15 protein-coding genes and 1 tRNA gene are annotated in these 16,744 nt (G+C 53.5%); 8 read left to right on the plus strand and 8 right to left on the minus strand.

The genetic code is table 11. The features are described 5' to 3' along the window. The first annotated feature begins 52 nt into the window (after positions 1–52). The 4 genes from SH678x_RS09550 to SH678x_RS09565 all read left to right on the plus strand — a co-directional run bounded on the left by SH678x_RS09550 (position 53) and on the right by SH678x_RS09565 (position 2,129). The gene (locus SH678x_RS09550) at positions 53–586 is read left to right on the plus strand and encodes a hypothetical protein (RefSeq protein WP_496922675.1); all 534 of its coding nucleotides are present in this window, start codon (positions 53–55) and stop codon (positions 584–586) included. Then, the gene (locus SH678x_RS09555; RefSeq protein WP_496922676.1) at positions 583–1,341 is read left to right on the plus strand and encodes a (5-formylfuran-3-yl)methyl phosphate synthase; all 759 of its coding nucleotides are present in this window, start codon (positions 583–585) and stop codon (positions 1,339–1,341) included. The genes SH678x_RS09550 and SH678x_RS09555 overlap by 4 nt, the downstream gene beginning before the upstream one ends. Before the next feature lie 181 nt (positions 1,342–1,522). Then, the gene (locus SH678x_RS09560; protein ID WP_496922677.1) at positions 1,523–1,720 is read left to right on the plus strand and encodes a hypothetical protein; all 198 of its coding nucleotides are present in this window, start codon (positions 1,523–1,525) and stop codon (positions 1,718–1,720) included. A 103-nt stretch (positions 1,721–1,823) separates the two neighbouring features. After that, the gene (locus SH678x_RS09565; RefSeq protein ID WP_496922678.1) at positions 1,824–2,129 is read left to right on the plus strand and encodes a polyhydroxyalkanoic acid system family protein; all 306 of its coding nucleotides are present in this window, start codon (positions 1,824–1,826) and stop codon (positions 2,127–2,129) included. On the opposite strand, the gene SH678x_RS09570 is transcribed toward SH678x_RS09565, so the two are convergent. Beyond that, positions 2,126–3,247 carry a hypothetical protein gene (locus SH678x_RS09570; protein WP_496922679.1) on the minus strand — a complete coding sequence of 374 codons (1,122 nt, stop codon included), beginning with the start codon at positions 3,245–3,247 and terminating at the stop codon, positions 2,126–2,128. The genes SH678x_RS09565 and SH678x_RS09570 overlap by 4 nt on opposite strands. A 327-nt stretch (positions 3,248–3,574) precedes the next feature. Between SH678x_RS09570 and SH678x_RS09575 the strand changes: the two genes are divergently transcribed. Further along, positions 3,575–4,240 (plus strand): tetratricopeptide repeat protein, encoded by a 666-nt coding sequence (locus tag SH678x_RS09575; protein ID WP_496922680.1) that lies wholly within the window; start codon positions 3,575–3,577, stop codon positions 4,238–4,240. Here SH678x_RS09575 and SH678x_RS09580 read toward each other — a convergent pair. From SH678x_RS09580 to SH678x_RS09590, 3 genes are all read right to left on the minus strand, one after another. Then, positions 4,237–5,031, minus strand: coding sequence for a methyltransferase family protein (locus SH678x_RS09580; RefSeq protein ID WP_496922681.1), 795 nt, complete (start codon positions 5,029–5,031; stop codon positions 4,237–4,239). The genes SH678x_RS09575 and SH678x_RS09580 overlap by 4 nt on opposite strands. A gap of 53 nt (positions 5,032–5,084) precedes the next feature. After that, a complete protein-coding gene (locus SH678x_RS09585) occupies positions 5,085–6,653 on the minus strand; it encodes a GNAT family N-acetyltransferase (protein WP_496922682.1) in 1,569 nt (522 codons plus the stop codon). A 377-nt stretch (positions 6,654–7,030) separates the two neighbouring features. Further along, complete coding sequence (locus tag SH678x_RS09590; protein ID WP_496922683.1) at positions 7,031–8,296, minus strand: thioredoxin fold domain-containing protein; 1,266 nt, start codon at positions 8,294–8,296, stop codon at positions 7,031–7,033. Positions 8,297–9,774: 1,478 nt separating this feature from the next. On the opposite strand from SH678x_RS09590, the gene rho reads away from it, so the two are divergent. Then, entirely contained in the window at positions 9,775–11,112 is a 1,338-nt protein-coding gene (gene rho, locus SH678x_RS09595; protein ID WP_496922684.1) for a transcription termination factor Rho, read from the plus strand. A 101-nt stretch (positions 11,113–11,213) separates the two neighbouring features. After that, positions 11,214–11,295 (plus strand) — tRNA-Ser (locus tag SH678x_RS09600). Between the two features lie 52 nt (positions 11,296–11,347). Here SH678x_RS09600 and SH678x_RS09605 read toward each other — a convergent pair. Continuing rightward, positions 11,348–12,019 carry a DUF2293 domain-containing protein gene (locus SH678x_RS09605; protein WP_496922685.1) on the minus strand — a complete coding sequence of 224 codons (672 nt, stop codon included), beginning with the start codon at positions 12,017–12,019 and terminating at the stop codon, positions 11,348–11,350. A 314-nt stretch (positions 12,020–12,333) separates the two neighbouring features. Between SH678x_RS09605 and SH678x_RS09610 the strand changes: the two genes are divergently transcribed. Beyond that, positions 12,334–12,990 (plus strand): EF-hand domain-containing protein, encoded by a 657-nt coding sequence (locus tag SH678x_RS09610; RefSeq protein ID WP_496922686.1) that lies wholly within the window; start codon positions 12,334–12,336, stop codon positions 12,988–12,990. Positions 12,991–13,082: 92 nt separating this feature from the next. Here the strand turns inward: SH678x_RS09610 and SH678x_RS09615 are convergent, their stop codons facing one another. The 3 genes from SH678x_RS09615 to SH678x_RS09625 all read right to left on the minus strand — a co-directional run bounded on the left by SH678x_RS09615 (position 13,083) and on the right by SH678x_RS09625 (position 16,597). After that, a complete protein-coding gene (locus SH678x_RS09615; protein ID WP_496922687.1) occupies positions 13,083–14,231 on the minus strand; it encodes a DUF1559 family PulG-like putative transporter in 1,149 nt (382 codons plus the stop codon). A 247-nt stretch (positions 14,232–14,478) separates the two neighbouring features. After that, positions 14,479–15,366, minus strand: coding sequence for a PEP-CTERM sorting domain-containing protein (locus tag SH678x_RS09620; RefSeq protein ID WP_496922688.1), 888 nt, complete (start codon positions 15,364–15,366; stop codon positions 14,479–14,481). 271 nt (positions 15,367–15,637) lie between these two features. Then, positions 15,638–16,597, minus strand: coding sequence for a PEP-CTERM sorting domain-containing protein (locus tag SH678x_RS09625; RefSeq protein ID WP_496922689.1), 960 nt, complete (start codon positions 16,595–16,597; stop codon positions 15,638–15,640). Between the last annotated feature and the right edge of the window lie 147 nt (positions 16,598–16,744).

Raw genomic sequence — 16,744 nt, forward strand, 5'->3', positions numbered from 1 at the left:
AGATAAACTCAACTGATTCAGATTGCTTTTATTTTGTGTTGCTTTCCGATCCATGACTGAAATTTGGCTCCGCTCGAATCGCCGCATCCTTGTCGTGGGAACAATCCCTGGCGTAATTCTGTGCGCTGCGTCGGCGATTCTAGCTGCAACGACAACTTCTGCGGGGCTGAGAATATTCGGCGTTGTGGGGGCACTCGTGGGGGCATGTTTGATCGCGATTGTGGTGCGACAGATTCTGCGGCCGCGTGTGGCTTATGCCGATGGGCATGTGCTGTTTTATTTGCGCGCTGGAAAACCGATTGCCGTGCCGGTGCAGATTGTGGAGGCGTTCTTTTTAGGGCAAGGCCCCGCGCATCTGCCCGGTGTGGCGGAAGATCGTGAAGAAACCGTCAATCTTGTCGCGCGGCTTTCTCAAAGAGAAACCGACTGGATGCGGCTGGAAGTGAAGCCCGCGCTGGGCAAGTGGTGCGAAGGCTATGTCTCGATTCGCGGCACGTGGTGTGAACCATTAACCAACGAAGTGATTCGCCGACTCAATCGGCGGCTGAGTGAAGTCTCTCGTGAAGTCGCGGGTCAAGCGACATGAGTTCTCCAGAGCGCTTGCGATTGTTGGTGAGCGTGCGCGATGAGCAGGAAGCGGCGGATGCGCTGGCCGGCGGGGCGGACTGGATCGATTGCAAAGAGCCACAAGTTGGTGCCCTCGGTGCCGTGTCGGTCGACGTGGCGCGGAGCATTGCCCAAGTCGTTGGGGGCCGTTGTTCTCTTTCCGCGGCTTTGGGGGAACTGAAAGAGTGGAATCAAGCACAGGCACAGCAGTTGCTGTCGGTTCCAGAAGTTCAAGTTGTGAAACTTGGTCTCAGTAACTGCACGAAATGCAAAGATTGGAGTTCTTGTTGGCGCGAGGCGTTTGAAACTGTCAATCACGCGGGTAAGCAACTTGCCGCCGTCATTTATGCAGATTGGCAAGCCGCCTGCGCACCGCACCCTGACGAGGTGTTGCAACTTGCCCGAGAAGTTGGTTGTCAATACTTGCTGATTGATACATTTGAAAAGAAAAGTGCATCGAGCTTGCAAATATTTTCGCGCACGGAAGTTGCACGCCTCATGCATATCGCTCGCCTGGGGGGCCTGCGCACAGTCATTGCCGGGAATTTGCGGGCCGCAGACTTCACGCAACTTGCCGATTTGCCGGTGGATGTCGTTGCCGTGCGTGGCGCGGCATGCGGTGGCAATCGTTTGGCGCGAATAGATACCGAGTTGGTCAAACGGTTGCAAAGCGAGCTAAGCACACTCAATTGTTGCCGTGAAATTTACCAGCAAGTTTTAACAACTTTGAACTAGGGAATTTGCTTGACTCGACACGAAAATCAGCGATACTCGCGTTTGTGAACTTGGTTGATTGACTGTCAACTCAGGTGGCACTAGTGATCGCAACGAAGACCCAGGCAGGCGTTTTGATGCGATCTTAGGATGAGGTGTTCTTTTAGGCATTCGTTGTTTGCGCGTTTGGGGGAATCAAGCCGTGCTTAAGTCGATTTTGGATGCCATCAAAGATGGAGATTGGGATTACGAGCCCGCTGAAATTGAAGAAAATCGATTTCATCCCACCGGAGCCATGCCCGGCACGCGCGAAAAATTGAGCGTGCTGGCCGACCGCGTACGGTCAGGTCTGCCGCTCTGGCACGGCCATGATCGTACGGAATACGACGACGAACAATGAACTGCTAGCCTTTGGTTTGCACGTTTTCCTCGATTTGCGTATCTTTTAGGGTCGTCGCATTGCGGCAGTCCTAAACCAAATACCACTTCGTTAGGAAGATATCGTGCCCAAAATCAATATGGAGATTCCTCACGCGTTGACTGCTGAGGAGGCCAAGCGACGTTTGGAAAACAAGGCAGAATTCTATCAAAGCCAATTTGGCGATCAGGTCAAAGATTTGACCCAGTCGTGGGCTGGAAATGTCCTGTCGTTTGGCTTCAAGACGATGGGGATGCGCTTCGACGGCACGATGGGCGTTGAAAACGACAAGGTCGTTGTCAACGCCGATATTCCCTTCGCAGCGATGATGTTTAAGGGCAAAATCGAATCGGAACTGAAGTCGCGGGTTGATCAAATCTTGCGAACCTAACTCGCAGGCAAGATTTCTAGCCGCTTTTCGTTGAGTTCAAAGGTGAGCCCCGCCGACGACAGGATCGCATCGAGTAGGGTCGGTAAATCGCCATCGACCACGTCACACGAAACGAGTTTTGTTTGCTGGTCAGCACTGAGTGCTGAATTCCAAACCACTTCCAGCCCCAACTGCGCGGCGAGTTGTGCGATCACTTTTCCCACGGGTTGATTTTCTAATCGCAAGCTGAAGACTTGCGCGGAAGTTCGGCCTTTTGGTTTTGGCGACTCATTTTTCGGGGGAGTGTTCCCTTGCAACAGTTGCGCGATACGCTCGTGATCCTCGAGACGTCCCGTGACCGCGATGTTGCTGCCGCTGCGGTTGACGGTCACTCCCGCAATGTCTTGAAGCTGTTGCACAAGCTCGCGCATTTGGTTGCCGGGACGGTATTCGCGGGTGAGCAACACGGGCCGTTCGATGGGCACGATCTTGCACGACTTCCCATTGTTCGAGATTTGGCACGTTTGATCGAAGCCCGCAAGCAGCAACACTACGCGATCGATGAGCGACATCGATGGCAGTTCCTTGGCATTCCACAGGTCGTGCGGAACCGCATCCGGATTTTCCAGTTCGATCCCTGCCGACATGAGCCATTCATTTAATACGGCGCGAGGTTCACTTAGTCGCGGCCAAGCGAGAGGAGATTTTTCCAGCCAAGGCTTGCGGTCTTTTGCGGAAACTTTAGCAAGCGAGTTCCTAGCAATTGCCGCGAGTGTCGGCAGATCGCGCGCGGAGTCGCTGGGACCAACATAAATGAAATGATCCAGTTCGGCCCAGCCGAGTGATCTTGGCTCGGTCAGTTTGTTAAGAACATCTGCGAGCGGTAGATCTTGAATCTTAATATCGACTGTCTGTTGAGGGTCAACGCGGCGGTCAAGCCAAATCTCCACGTGTTGGGTGGCAGCGATTCTGGCGAGAACGGCTGCTAATTCTTGCCCTTGCCACGTGGCCGTGAGGGGGCGAATGAGTGCTGCTGCCAGTTGGTCGTCGGCCACGAGAGAGATGTTTCCCACCCAATTGCCAGCCAGGCACCAGCCACTAGCCACCAGCCAGCAAATCTGACGGCCAAAGCGCAGCATGCGATTGTCTTTTTGGCAAGTGTTTTTTGTCGGTTTCAAAGCTTGGGTCACTGGATGCATGAATTACTACCTGAATTATGCGCTTCGGCAAATGCGGTGACAAATTTCATTGTTAATTCGGTAATGTCAATTACACTACGAATTGGGCAGCTAGGAACTGACCATCAGCAGAATTGCTGCTCGTGATGACACCCTCCTTTGAGCCGTCCCTGGAGACTAATGGAAAGGATCTCCGGACTTCCTGCCTGTTGAGAATTCGTTTGCATTATCACTGTTAACTGGTGACGAGCAAGAACATCTCTGCCCGCTCCCGGGATGACCCCCAGTATGAGCCACGACTACACACAACGACCGCTCTTAGCCTATCACTATGAGCGTTATTTGGTCGATCAGAACGTTGGGGCGTTCATTCGCAGCATCGGCTCGAGTTACACCGTTGGTGGCTTGGAACGCGTGGCCGCATCTTGTGATCCTGCTTCTCGCCGCGGTGCGGTGCTGGCACTCGGGCGGTTGGCCGACTATCGCAGCAACAACGTCCTCGGCCGGGCCTTGGTCGACAAAGACCGCGGCGTACGCACGCTGGCCGAAAATGCAATTCAGCAAGTTTGGCTGCGGATCGGCACGACCACGCATCAACGTCATCTCGTGGCGATTGGCGAGCAACTCGACGACCGTGAATTTGAACGGGCTGCCCAATTGGCGACGGCCCTCTTGGACGAGACCCCGTGGCTGGCCCAAGCGTGGTACTATCGAGCCAAAGCGTTCTTTCAACTAGGTCAATATGACGCAACGACCCGCGATTGCCATCAGGCCTTGGAAGTGAACGGTTATCATTTCTTAGCAGCCTCAACGATGGGGCAAGCTTATCTGCAACTGGGCGATCCCATTTCGGCGCTCGATTCGTTCCGTCGCGCCCTGCGGCTAAATCCCAACATGGAAGAGATTCGCGCCCAAGTGATTCATCTGCAACGCAAGCTCAAAGATAAGAGCTAAACGAACCAAAAAGTGCGACGGCGGTACGCCTCGTACTCTTCTCCAAAAGCTGCCGCGAGTGCGCGGTCTTCCAGCTTCGACCGGTAAAGTTGCAAAGCGACAAACACGACGTACAGGCCGATCCAGACCACGTGGCGGCGTGCAAAGAAGAGCCACACCCCACCTTGCGCCAAAAACTGGCCCAGATAGACGGGGTGGCGCACGAAGCGGTAAGGCCCGTTGGTTTTGAGTTCCCTGGCTTCGGGGACGATCCCAAAACTGCGGCAGAGCACGAAGTAGCCCCACACGTCGATTACATTTCCCAGCGTGATGAGCAGTCCGCCAATCAAGGCGGATACCCAAGTGATCTGCTCTGGCCACAGGAATTGGTAATACGACGTTTTCCAATTTTCGTCGATCATGCCCAATCCCCAGGGCAGCCACATCACAAAGATGAAGGGTGCAAACGCCGTGAAGAGCGTAATCAGGATGGCGCGACCATCGGAAGCTCGCTGCTTGGGATTAATCCGCAGCACAAAACTTGCCGCCATCAACAGATAGGTGATGTCGATGAGAATGGGCGTCCACGGCATGCGGACAATGCCCCAGCCGGGGATGTTGGTCCAGGGGACGATCTTCCAGAATGTGCCGTCCCAATATTTTTGGGCGCTGATCCAAATGAAAATGCCAAAGAAGCCAATGCCCAATGCGCGAAACAACCAATCCGGCGCGGCGAGCCACAGCCGCATGGGCCAGGCACGCTGTTCGGCTGGTTGAGCGTCATGAGTCGTATCGAGCGAACCGCTGATCATGCCAAGAGTCTAGCTTGCAAAATTGGTACAGGCGTTCGTTTGGCTTCGCCAGGCTATTCTACGTTCACCACTTCTACCGGAATGTGGGAATGGACCGTATACAGATCGTTCCGGCGATCTTGCAAGGGTTTGACGCTTCCCAAGTCGCGTTGGATGGCCAAGTCGTTCAGATCGAGTTCGGCGATACAAACTGTTTCGCAATTGGGATCGGCCTCCGCCAAGATGCCATCTTTGGGGAAGGCCACGTCACACGGCGAGCAAACCACGGCTTGGCCGTAATTGACTTTGAAACTTTTCACTTGCGGCAGGTTGCCAACACAGCCGGCTAGCACCACGTAGAGCACATTTTCGATCGCGCGGGCCTGGGAGCAATAACGAACGCGGTGATAACTCTTGCGCTCGTCGGTGGCAAACGGCACGAAGAGAACATCAATGCCCTTTTCGGCTTGTAACCGCGCCAACTCCGGAAACTCGACGTCGTAGCAAATCAAAATGCCAATCCGGCCGAGCGGAGTGTTAAAGACGCGCAGTTTGTCGCCGGGGCGTATGTCGTAGTAATGTTTCTCGACGGGCGTGATGTGGAGTTTCTCTTGCGTGTAGACATTGCGATTGGGAGAGAATAAATGAGCGATGTTACGCAACTCGCCGTCGATGGGAGCGGGAGTTGATCCCGCAATGATGTATAGACCATGTTCGGCGGCACAGTCTTTGAAGAGTTCGAGGTATTTGTCGTGATACCGAGCCACTTGATGAATCGCTTCGTGAGATTCCAAGTCGGGGGGGAATAAGCTGAATAGCTGGGCGGTGAAGAGCTCGGGAAAGAGCAAGAAGTGGCAATGGTATTCGTTGGCTGTTTCCACAAAAAAACGTACGTGCCGTTCAAAGTCTTCCCACGAGTCGATCGAGCGCATTTCGTATTGGGCGGCACAGACGCGAATTTTTCGCACGGGGTTGCGGATCGGCGAACCGGCAATCAACCGCTTCGCGGAATCGAAAGCTGGGTTTTCCATTTCGAGAAACGTGGCATAGTTCATACTCTCGGCATCGTTCAGATAGGCGTACTGAACCCCGCGAACCTTGTAGCCCGCTTTCAGATGAACAGACAATGCGGGATCGTCAAGCTCACCACGTTCGACGGCTTCGACATACTGCTGAGCCGTCATCTTCTTTGCATATTGCACATAGCCAGGAATGCGCCCCCCCGCGACCATGCGGCGTAAGTTGAATCGCTCGAGCAAGCCCTTGCGATGTACGTACAGCTTGTCGGCGATGCCATGCCCACGAAAGTCGGGATGCACGGCGATATCTGAGCCGTACAGCGTGTCGCCGCTGGGATCGTGAGTGCTGAATGTGCCAACGCCGGTGATTTCGTCGTAGGAGTACCAAGGGGCCGTATCGTCGAGCAGGACGATCAACGATGTGCAAAAGCCAATCACTTGGCCATCGACCTCGGCGAGAAATTGGCCTTCGGGAAAAGCCTCGAACTGAAACAGGAATTTTCGACTATCCGAAAGACTTTCCCGCGCGATGTGCGGGTAAGCGGCAGCCTCGCAGGCAGCCAGGGCCTCAATATCATCCTTGGTCCAAGTGCGGACCGTGACAGCAGGTTTCTGATCGGGCATGAGTCTCATCTTTAAGTCAAAAAGTACGTTGGCGGAGAATAAGTGGCGTTTATTCTAGCGAGATTTCCAGAGAGCACCTACGCGAGCTGCAGGAGCTTCGACGCGCGACATTGGTCCCTAGATTGGGATGGTCGGCGACAAAAAGAAAAAGAGCCTCTTTAAGCGTGCCGCCTTTGGTATGTCGCGAACTCTCGAGAAGCTCGCGGAAGACTGATTCTTTGGACCAGTTGACCGACGGCACGTGGCTTGAAGAGGCTCCACTGTGCTTCAGGTTATGGCCACTGGTCGATTTTAAGCAACTGGCACTCGTTTCCGCCGGGAAATTCGAGGCATGAAACGAGCAACGCCCAGACGCTGGCCCAGGCATGCTGGTTCTATTAGCGACGAATCGTGGCGTCGTTCGTGGCATCCATGCGATTCATGGCTTGGCGAACGCTCGCAGCATATTGATCAGGCTTGCTCTTAAAACGATTCATCGATTCTTGATTCGAGAATAAGTAGAACGCGCCCAGGTATTCAAATCCAAAGCGGCGACTTCCTTCAACAAGTTGGTTGTTGTCTAGGAGCAACACCGGATCCATGCCTGAGAAGACGGGGCAATAAGCATCGGGGTTGGCCAGGAACTGTTGGCGTTGTTCTTCGCCCATGAACAAGAACGTGCGGCCACGGTGGATGGCACCGAATTTGAGATTGCCCGCGACCCATTTGTGATTTGTTTTCAAAGCAACGGGGCAATAACCATCGAAAGCCAAAGGTGGGCTACCGGCTGGAAGTTGTTGCGTCACTGAAATGTGCGATGCTGGACTCACCTGCGAAGCAGCGGCTGGATTGGTGACCACTTGCGGTTGCATCGCAGGCGCGTTGGCGGCTGGTTGCGCCTGGGATTGATCGCGATAGCTATTCGGCATGGCGTTGGCAGGCATCGCTGGATTGGCGGCAACTTGATTGGCCACGGGCTGCGTCGCTGCTTGCATCGAAGGTTGTTGTTGAGCAGTCATGGCCGGATTGCCATACGCCGTGCTGGCCACGGGCGAATAACCTTGTTGATTGGCGTTCGCCAGATAAGGGTTGTTCGTTACCGTCGGAACTTGTGCCACGGGCTGATTTTGAATGGGCGCCGTTTGAGCAGCGGGCTGATTGTTGTATTGTCCGACCTGCAAGCCCGCATAAGCGGCTTGCACGGGCGCTTCATTTGCATTCGTGCGACCACCCGTTTGCTGACGGTAGTGGTCCGCCAGATTGCTGAGCTGCATTGTGTATTCGGTCGCATTCTGCGGACACGACAGACTGGCCACCACGTTCCCCTGATTGTTCAACACAATTTCTGCGGGAACGCGTTCAACCCGGAACGAGGCCGCGAGTGCTGAATATTCCTCGGCATTGATCTTCACCGGCACATAATTGCGCTCGATCTCGTCGCCGATCTGTGGTTGAGAAAACACATTCGCGTCGAGCATTTTGCACGGTCCGCAACTCGACGTATAAAAGTGCAGCAGCACGAGTTTGCCCGACTGCATGGCCTCGATCTTGGCGGCATCCAGATTGTTTCGCCAACTGACCGATTCCGCTCCGCGTGAGATGGTTTGGAAACCCAAGCCGAGAACAACGGAGAAAAGAACAGGCAGCAAGTGTCGATTGCTCATGGCGATTCCATTCGCTTTGATTCGTAGAGGAGGCGAACTGACCTAGCTGTCGGAATGACAGTCGCATCAACAGTCATCCCTTGACTAGATGATGCGCTAGGTCACGCTGGTCGTTAAATCGGACATCAAGGCCACCTAACTTTGTTAAAAATTAACGATTGGCGTGAGATTGCCGCCGTAGTCCCCTGCCCCAGTTGCTCTCTATGTTGGCATGGTGATTTTTTGTAAGTTGTTTTGTCACAAAGGTTTGCGGTGCGTTTCGGGCTGGGTTTGATGGAGCGGCGTTGTCCAAACGAGTTACCAGAATGCTTAGTCCACTTTGCCTAAGTGTTACAAAAGGGGAAATTCAGGCCGAAAAATGCCTTATAAGTCGACCAATGGCCACAATCTCAGCTTGACATGGCCGCGTCTATAACTAATATTGTTCTTGAGTTCATAACCCTGCGAGATCGCAGGTTCTATAGGCCAATGTTTTCGGCATCTTCTGTGTTACCCTCGGTAAACTTCGGAATGGTTGACCGAAAAGCATTTGGCTAGCCGAAGAAATTTGCAGGCGCTCTCGCTGGATACCTTGTTTTTGCAAAATTGCGTTTTTGCTCATTTGCGATCGCGAAAATCTTAGTGAGAAGCCCAGTTGTGTTTGCCAGTCATAGCCCAAACCATGGCCTTGGCAACAGTGTATTATTTTTGGGGCGGTTATGTGTTCTAACACCGGACTGATCCCAGAGACTAAGACAAGATAGAGTTGCGACTGGTTTCGCGCGCGGGGTCAGATTGGCTCCCGCGAAACATCATCGTTTGAGTTGATGACGAAGTCGCCGGTTGATGCCAGTGGGGGTGGCACAAACCATGAATGCTGCTTAAACTTGGCAGCACTCTTAAACAACAATATTTGAAATGGTTTCTGAGTGAAGAGCCGCAAGACCTGTGGCCATCAGAAAAAATCGCGTTTGCGAATAAGTCGCATTGATGTCTAGCATCAAATCTCGGTGAGTCGCTGGGCTAGTGCGTGTGAACACTGGCAATGAAGAGCGGGACGCTCTCCCCAACTGACCGTGGAACTAGGCAGACAGAGATTTCATTCCTGGGATTTCATTCCTGGCTTGGATTATCTCCTTAAGGGGATTTTATCCTTGATGGTTTGAATTCGAACGAGGTTCCATTTCCTTAAGGGAGATTTGCCTACTTAACCGTTTGTGACAAGGTTGGCTGGCAAGTTGTTTTGTGGGGGCAAGCTTTCAGGGTAAGGCACGCATGCCTTGTCGCAGAGATTCGCTGCTTTTTGTAGCCGAATGATTGGCTTTGCTCAGTTGAGTGGCTTCCTTTTCAGGAAGCCGGCCGTAATTAAACACGGCCTTTTCCGTGAGGTCCTACCTCGCGTAACGCTGCCAGAAGCCGCCAGAGATGGAGAGTGCGGCAAAGGGCTTCGACGGCGAACAAGTTCATTAATTTTGTTTTGAGAAACTAGGATTCTGACTGTGAACAAGCGTCAAAGATCGGGCGGTGGTGGTCAAGGTGGTGGCGGTGGCCAAGGTGGTGGCGGCAATAACCGTTACCGTGGCCGCAGCAACAACAATAACAACAACCGGCCCAACAACCGCCAAGGTGGCTATCGCAACAACAATAACCGCCGCCGGAACAACTACCAGGATTCCCGCGAGCCGGACTATTCCGACAGCGGCGAACCCCTGCCCTTGGTGCCGGGGTCCGGCGTGTTGGAAATGCATCCCAACGGCTACGGCTTCTTGCGTAACCCGTCGACCAATTTTACCCGCGAACGAACCGATCCTTTCGTGCCCGGCACGATGATCGAAAAGTTCGGTCTCCGCGAAGGCTTGCTCTTAAGCGGCATGGTCCAGCACCATCGCAAGCAGCAAGGCCCGCGGTTGCGTGAATTGCTCGACGTCGATGGCATTGCTCCCGAAGAATATGTCAACGTCAAGAACTTCGATCAGCTCACGCCGATCACCCCCGAGGAATGGTATCGCTTGGAAACCGGTGCGCAGCCCATTAGCACGCGCGTCATGGATCTGTTGACGCCGCTGGGCAAAGGCCAACGCGCCTTGATCGTCGCTCCGCCGCGAACCGGTAAAACCGTGTTGTTGCAGCATATTAGCAACGCGATTTCCACCAACTATCCGAACGTCGCTTTGATGGTCATGCTAATCGATGAGCGGCCCGAAGAAGTGACCGACATGCGCCGCAATATCGTCAATGGCGACGTGTTTGCCAGCAGCCTCGACAACGACGTGGAAAGCCACGTGCGGCTCTCCCAGCTCGTGGTGGCTCGTTGCCAACGGCTGGCCGAATTGGGCAAGGACGTGTTCATGCTGATGGACTCGATCACCCGCTTGGCCCGCGCATTCAACAAATGGGTTGGCAACACCGGCCGGACGATGAGCGGTGGTGTCGACATCAAAGCGATGGACATTCCCAAGAAGCTGTTCGCAACGGCTCGGGCATTTGAAGAAGGCGGTTCGCTGACCATTGTCGGCACGGCCTTGATCGACACCGGCAGCCGCATGGACGAACTGATCTTTCAGGAATTCAAAGGCACCGGCAACATGGAATTGGTGCTCGACCGCAAGTTGGCCGACCGCCGCGTCTGGCCTGCGATCGATATCGAGCAATCAGGCACCCGCCGCGAAGAGAAGCTGCTCCCGCCGGAGACGCTGCACGCGACAACGATGCTACGACGCACGTTGTCTTCGATGCACCACGTCGACGCGATGGAGCAACTCACCAGCAAGCTGGGCAAGTTCAAATCGAACGAAGAGTTCGTCATGCTCATCCAAGGCGCGAACGCGATCGATTGATCGCCGCGCCGGGCTCAACATTGCAGCATTTGTCGTTGCAGCATCGTTTGAGCGTTTTTATGATGAGCCTTGGATCAACTTGATCAGTTGAGTTGATGCTCGGAGGGTAAGCGAATGGCTAGCGGCCTGATTGGAATTCAGGTGCCGGGCAACCGGTTGCGGGTTCGAGTCCCGTGCCCTCCGCTCTCAAATTTCTTGGGGCGGAATAACGTCGCAACGGTGGCGCGATAAGATCCTACGGATTTGCTAGCGCCTTCAACAAAGGACATCCTGCGCCACCTGTCTGGCCCTCTCGATAGCGGGCCAACAGTTCCTTGGATCGTTGAGCCAGCATCCGGCGAACCTCCCGCCGTTTGCCCTTTTCGCGTGGGATTTTCATGGAATCGTAGCCCGTCGTTTGGTGGCGCATCCAGGCGATGACGGCCGATTCGGCGCGTTGTTCGACGGGGATACGCTTGGTACGAGCCACGGTGCCGCTGCCTACCGGTGTGGCATGATCGGCGACTCGCCGGGCGAGTTTGTTCGCCAGGTCAGCGTGAGCAGGATGAAAAGAGAGAAACTTCACAACGGATTGCGTGAAATCTTCAACGTACTCGGTTTGAGCTTGCTCACGCCGCCTTGCATCGCTGGCTTTCTTCTCGGCATAGCCCCTGGTTGATCGTTCGGCTTCGAGTTCACCGCGGATTTTTTCAATGGTTGCCGCAGGTGCCCAAACTCCACGGGAGAATATTTTTCGCCCCTTCTTTTCGGCAACAACCCAATGCTCGCCGGCCGCTTTGACTCGCCTCGTGAGTGCCGCATCGCCGGGTGGTAGAAGTTCCCAACCATTGGGGACGGTTAAGATCGTACCGTCGGCACCACGCACGGTGTGGGGCGCTGGCCCGGGGGTGAAAGAGAGTTGGCTCATTGACTTTTCCGGTTCCCTGCATGACCTCTGCTTGGTGGTTCCATCAGGCAAATTAAAGGAAAAGCCTATCGAACGCCATCCATTCTGAATATCGGCACAGGGGCAGGAAGTCGGAGTTACGCGACGCGAATCGGTTGTATTTCGCGCAAAGCGGAGAGCACGATCCGCAAATCAGAGACGTTTGACATCCCACCGCAATTCATGCTGCAAAACTGCCGACTTTCGCGGCGTTCACCCACTTGCGAATTGACGGTGTCCGTTGAGAATGGGCTTAATACAACTCTTTACAACGAATTCCGAATAAGGAACCGGCCGTGATTCAACAAATCATCCGCTCGCATGCACTTCGATTAGGTTTGGCCAATGCCGGCCTGTTTTCTTTCTTAGGTTGCAGCGGTGGTCCAGCTGCGGTGGAAGTCCCCAGCTTCGACGCCGAGGGTGCGGCAGCTCAGGCCTTGGTCATCTACGACACAGACAAGGATGGCTTCATCGGAGGTGAGGAGTTGGTGAAGGCTTCTGGAATAAATTCAGCGCTCAAATCTTTTGATAATGACAATGACGGAAAAGTGTCGGGCGAAGAAATTGCGAACCGAATTAGAGAATGGGAAAAAATGAGCCTTGGAATGACCAATTTGACATGCACCGTTTTGATGGATGGGCAACCATTGACTGGCGCAACAGTCACATTTGATCCCGAAGAATTTTTGGGGGGGGTTACCCAGCAAGCGTCTGATATTACATCACCAATTGGTACAGCCAGCCCAAAAATCCCTAAGGAAAAGCGTCCTAGCCCTGATAGTCCACCAGGAATTCAAGCTGGGCTTTATAAAGTGCGAATCTCAAAAACAGAAGGTGGGAAAGAGACAATTCCCGCTCGATACAATACAGAAACTACGCTCGGTCAACAGGTATCAAAAGATGATCCTTTGATTTCGAATAAAAGGGTGATTTTCGATCTGAAAAGCAAATAGTGATCTTGGGGGGCATTGCAGCAATTAAAAGAACCCCGCATCCTACAAGATGCGGGGTTCTATTTTTGCCAATTTTGTTCTTCGCTTGTGATTTATTGTTGCGCGTTTCGCCCATCCAATCGATTGGCGGAATAAGCATGGGTGGCGGGATCGATGTCGTAGTTGATTGATCTCACCGAACCGTCACAGAAAACCATGTGAAACGCTGCCGGATGTGAGCTGCCAAAGATAGCGGTATTCTCGTAGTTGAGCGTATCGGCGCGAGGCTGATAGTTTTCTTGCGTGCTAACCGTATCAAGATCGGGATTCCAAGTACGTCGTTGGTTATCCCATTCGTAACCGCAATAAGCAGCTTGGTTGGAGTTCAACGAATAACCTTCTTCGCCTGCTGCTGCTGCACCAGCATATTCGGATGGTTGCATGTATTTTTCACCTGCAAAGTACGTATTTGAAAGTCCGTCAGGAATTTGCTTGCCCTGCACTTCGCTAGCAATACCGACAACACCACTTTGACAAAAGTTTCGTGCCCCGCCACGTGTAGCTGGACCATCGCAAGTAGTCGTAATCTTTGATGGATTATTAAGAGCGCTCTCCAAAGCTGAATCTGCTGCAGAATAATTATTCCCAGAGGGAGCAGGTAAGCTGCCCGCCCATTGATCGCCGTCATAATAAATCGAATCGCCAGAGCTGGCAGCATAGTCGGCTTTAAAGACTCCTGAAGTGGTCGTTAAAGGCCTAACCCAGTTTCCTAAGTTTTTGACAGGGTCATTCCATACCGACAGTGGAAGACGCGCAGCACTACGCGAGGGACAAAGGAACGTATCTACAGGCGTCTGCAGCAAAATTGTCATTGCTTCCCTATGGGCTGTTGTACCAATCGTAGTACCTGAACCAAGGTTACGTAAGTTTTGCTGTTCTATGTAAGCTAACAAACTGTAGATCCACCCGGCCGGTTGCGATTTGCCATAACCACGATTGGGATCTGGGCCCCAATCGAACGTCCAACCTCCGGAGGGGAAGAACTTTTGAGTACTTTCATGATTCAACGCGCCCAAGCCGATTTGCTTGAGGTTATTCTGGCATTGGGCACGGCGGGCCGCTTCGCGAGCAGCTTGGATTGCCGGCAATAGCAAGGCGACCAAGACGCCAATGATGGCTATAACAACCAACAATTCCACGAGAGTGAAACCGTGCGACTGACGGCGGACAGATAAAGTTGCTGATAGCTTTGATTTCGTCACGGAGGTTCCCATCCTGATGTGGTCAACGTATGAATCGGATCAAAATATAAAATCCGCGCCTCTCTCACCATCCATTTTTAGCTGGAATTGCAGAACAGACAACGGGAATGAGCGCAATCCGCACTCGAAAATGCGCAGTATTACCCGCAACGAATGGCATAACCCGTCAAAGGGGCGGATGACAAAAAACGACCCCGGCAAGATCGACTCTTGCCGGGGTCGTATGCATTTTACGAAACAAGGTTGCTTAGCGACGGCGAGTCGCCAACAAGCCGAACAAGCTCAAGCCGACCAGGGCCATTGAGGTTGGCTCGGGGATCGTCACTTCGAGGTTGTCGTAAAGGGTGAAGACCGTCCCCGGATCGACCGAGGTAGCAAAAGTATCGGCCAAGCCGAGGCTGACCAAACCACCGAGGCTGCCGGTAAACGTGTCTTTCACGATATCGGTACCACCGAAGTTATACGTGATCGTACCGTTTTTGACCAAGACTTCGACAGTCGTCCAGATGTTGCCAGGGCTGCCAGCAACCGTCGAGGGAGGAGCTGGGTAGAGCGCTTGGTACAAAGCGGCGGTACCATTGGCACTGCCGGCCAAGTAACTTGGGTCCGCCCCGGGCACCGTTGTTGGCCCACCATTGGCTGCGTCTAGGTACCAACGATAATCCGAAGCGGAGCCGCCATCGCCCGTGAAGGCGATGAATGAGCCTGAACCCGAGATCGGAGTAAAGATCGAATTAAATGTCGCGCCGTCGCCGCCGACACCGACATGCCCATGTTCAGTGGTACCAGCCGTGCCAGAATAACCCATGAACACGTCAACCTTCATTTTGTAAATTTTGGATTTGACATTCGTGTTGTGGAACGCGGTGTAGGCATCGACCACTCCAGCTGAGTCATTCGCTGTTAGGCGTAAGCCCAACGTATCGCCGCCCGAGGAATTGGGGGCCAAGGGGATACCGGCAGTCACATAATCAAAGACAAAATCGACCGTGCCGTTGGGGGTCCCATCGTTCACGACGGTGTAGTTGGCGGAGGAGTCGACTTCAAAGTCATCGGAAATCAGTGCGGCAGAGAGCATGCCACAGGGGGTTGCCAGCGCGAGGGCCAGCAAGGTGGTTGTTAAGGCTCGCTTCATTAGGCTTGTCCTTTCAATTGGGAACGCGTGTGGTGTCAGTCAAAATGTGATATCAAAATCGGGTGCCGACCAACGGCTCCCGATGCCTTAGAGCTCCGCCACAAGCCCTCTGTTCCGCTGCGCAATATGGCCTTTAAACACAATCATCAATGTCTGATCGAATCAGCGTTAGGGGCAAATCCTAGATGCGATATTTCGTAACACCAAAACAAGTGCAAACCCCGGCAAGAGAATCTTGCCGGAGTTTGTGATATACGATTCTTGACCGTGCTTAGCGACGGCGAGTCGCCAACAGGCCAACCAAGCTCAAGCCGACCAGGGCCATCGAGGTTGGCTCGGGAATTTGCGACACGACGATGTTGTCGATCAAAGTCACGTTGAGCAAAGTGTCGTTCGGGTCAGCCGAGGATCCAGCGTTTGTGTCCCCGTGACCGAAGAGGATATTTCCACCGCCCAAGGTGACGGTACTGAGGTCAATCTTCGCGATGGGGAGGCCGTCAATGCTCCAGGTGGCGAAACCACCTTTCACATCGATCGTCACTTCACGCCAAGCGAAGCTCACTTCGCCAGCACTCGTCGAACCGGTCTGACCTGGGAACAAGCCAAGTTGTGCAGCCGGAGCTGAATTTGGGGGAAAGGCGCTTGTGTAATAGGCGCCACTCTCGTTAATTGTTCCGCCAGGGGACTGATAGACGGCATTTCCAGCAGCGTACGATGTGGGTGCGGCGCTACTATAAGCACGGTAGTCGGAAGCTGAGCCACCGTCCAAAGTCACGCCAAAGGCGACGCTTTCCTTGACAGCCGCACCGGGCCAAAACGAAGTCGTGCCTGATGTGCCAATACCGAATGTCGAAAGCTGAGTCGTGCCACTACCACCAGGGCCGAGCGGACCTACGTAGTTTTGCCACATATTGAATTTGACTTGGTAAGCGCCGTTGAAACTTTCACCAGTTGGCGAGACGCTAAAACCACTAAAGATGCCACCAGAATTGTTGGCAGTCATTTTGAGTCCGCGGGTGGAAGCACCACCAGGGGCCGCGGGAACTCCAATTGCTGAATAATCGTAGTTGAAGTCGACGATTATGTCCGAAAGAGCAGGATCGTTGACGGTCCAATTGGCCGAGTTATCAACGTCGAAGTCCTCGGTGTAATAGACGGATGCAGAAAATGCAGATTGGCTTGCCAAGGCAACCGCAATTGCGGTGCAGGCGGAGAGACAAATTCGCTTCATTAGACTAGTCCTTTCAGATGAAAACTCGAGTCGTATCAGTCAAATGTTCTTTATCAATCGAGACCGACCAACGGTTCCCGATGCCTTTGGAGCTCCGCCACAAGCCCTCTATTCCTCTTTTTACGCAATCTTCATAATAGCCACGAC

This window comes from Bythopirellula superficialaquae (assembly GCF_059632245.1).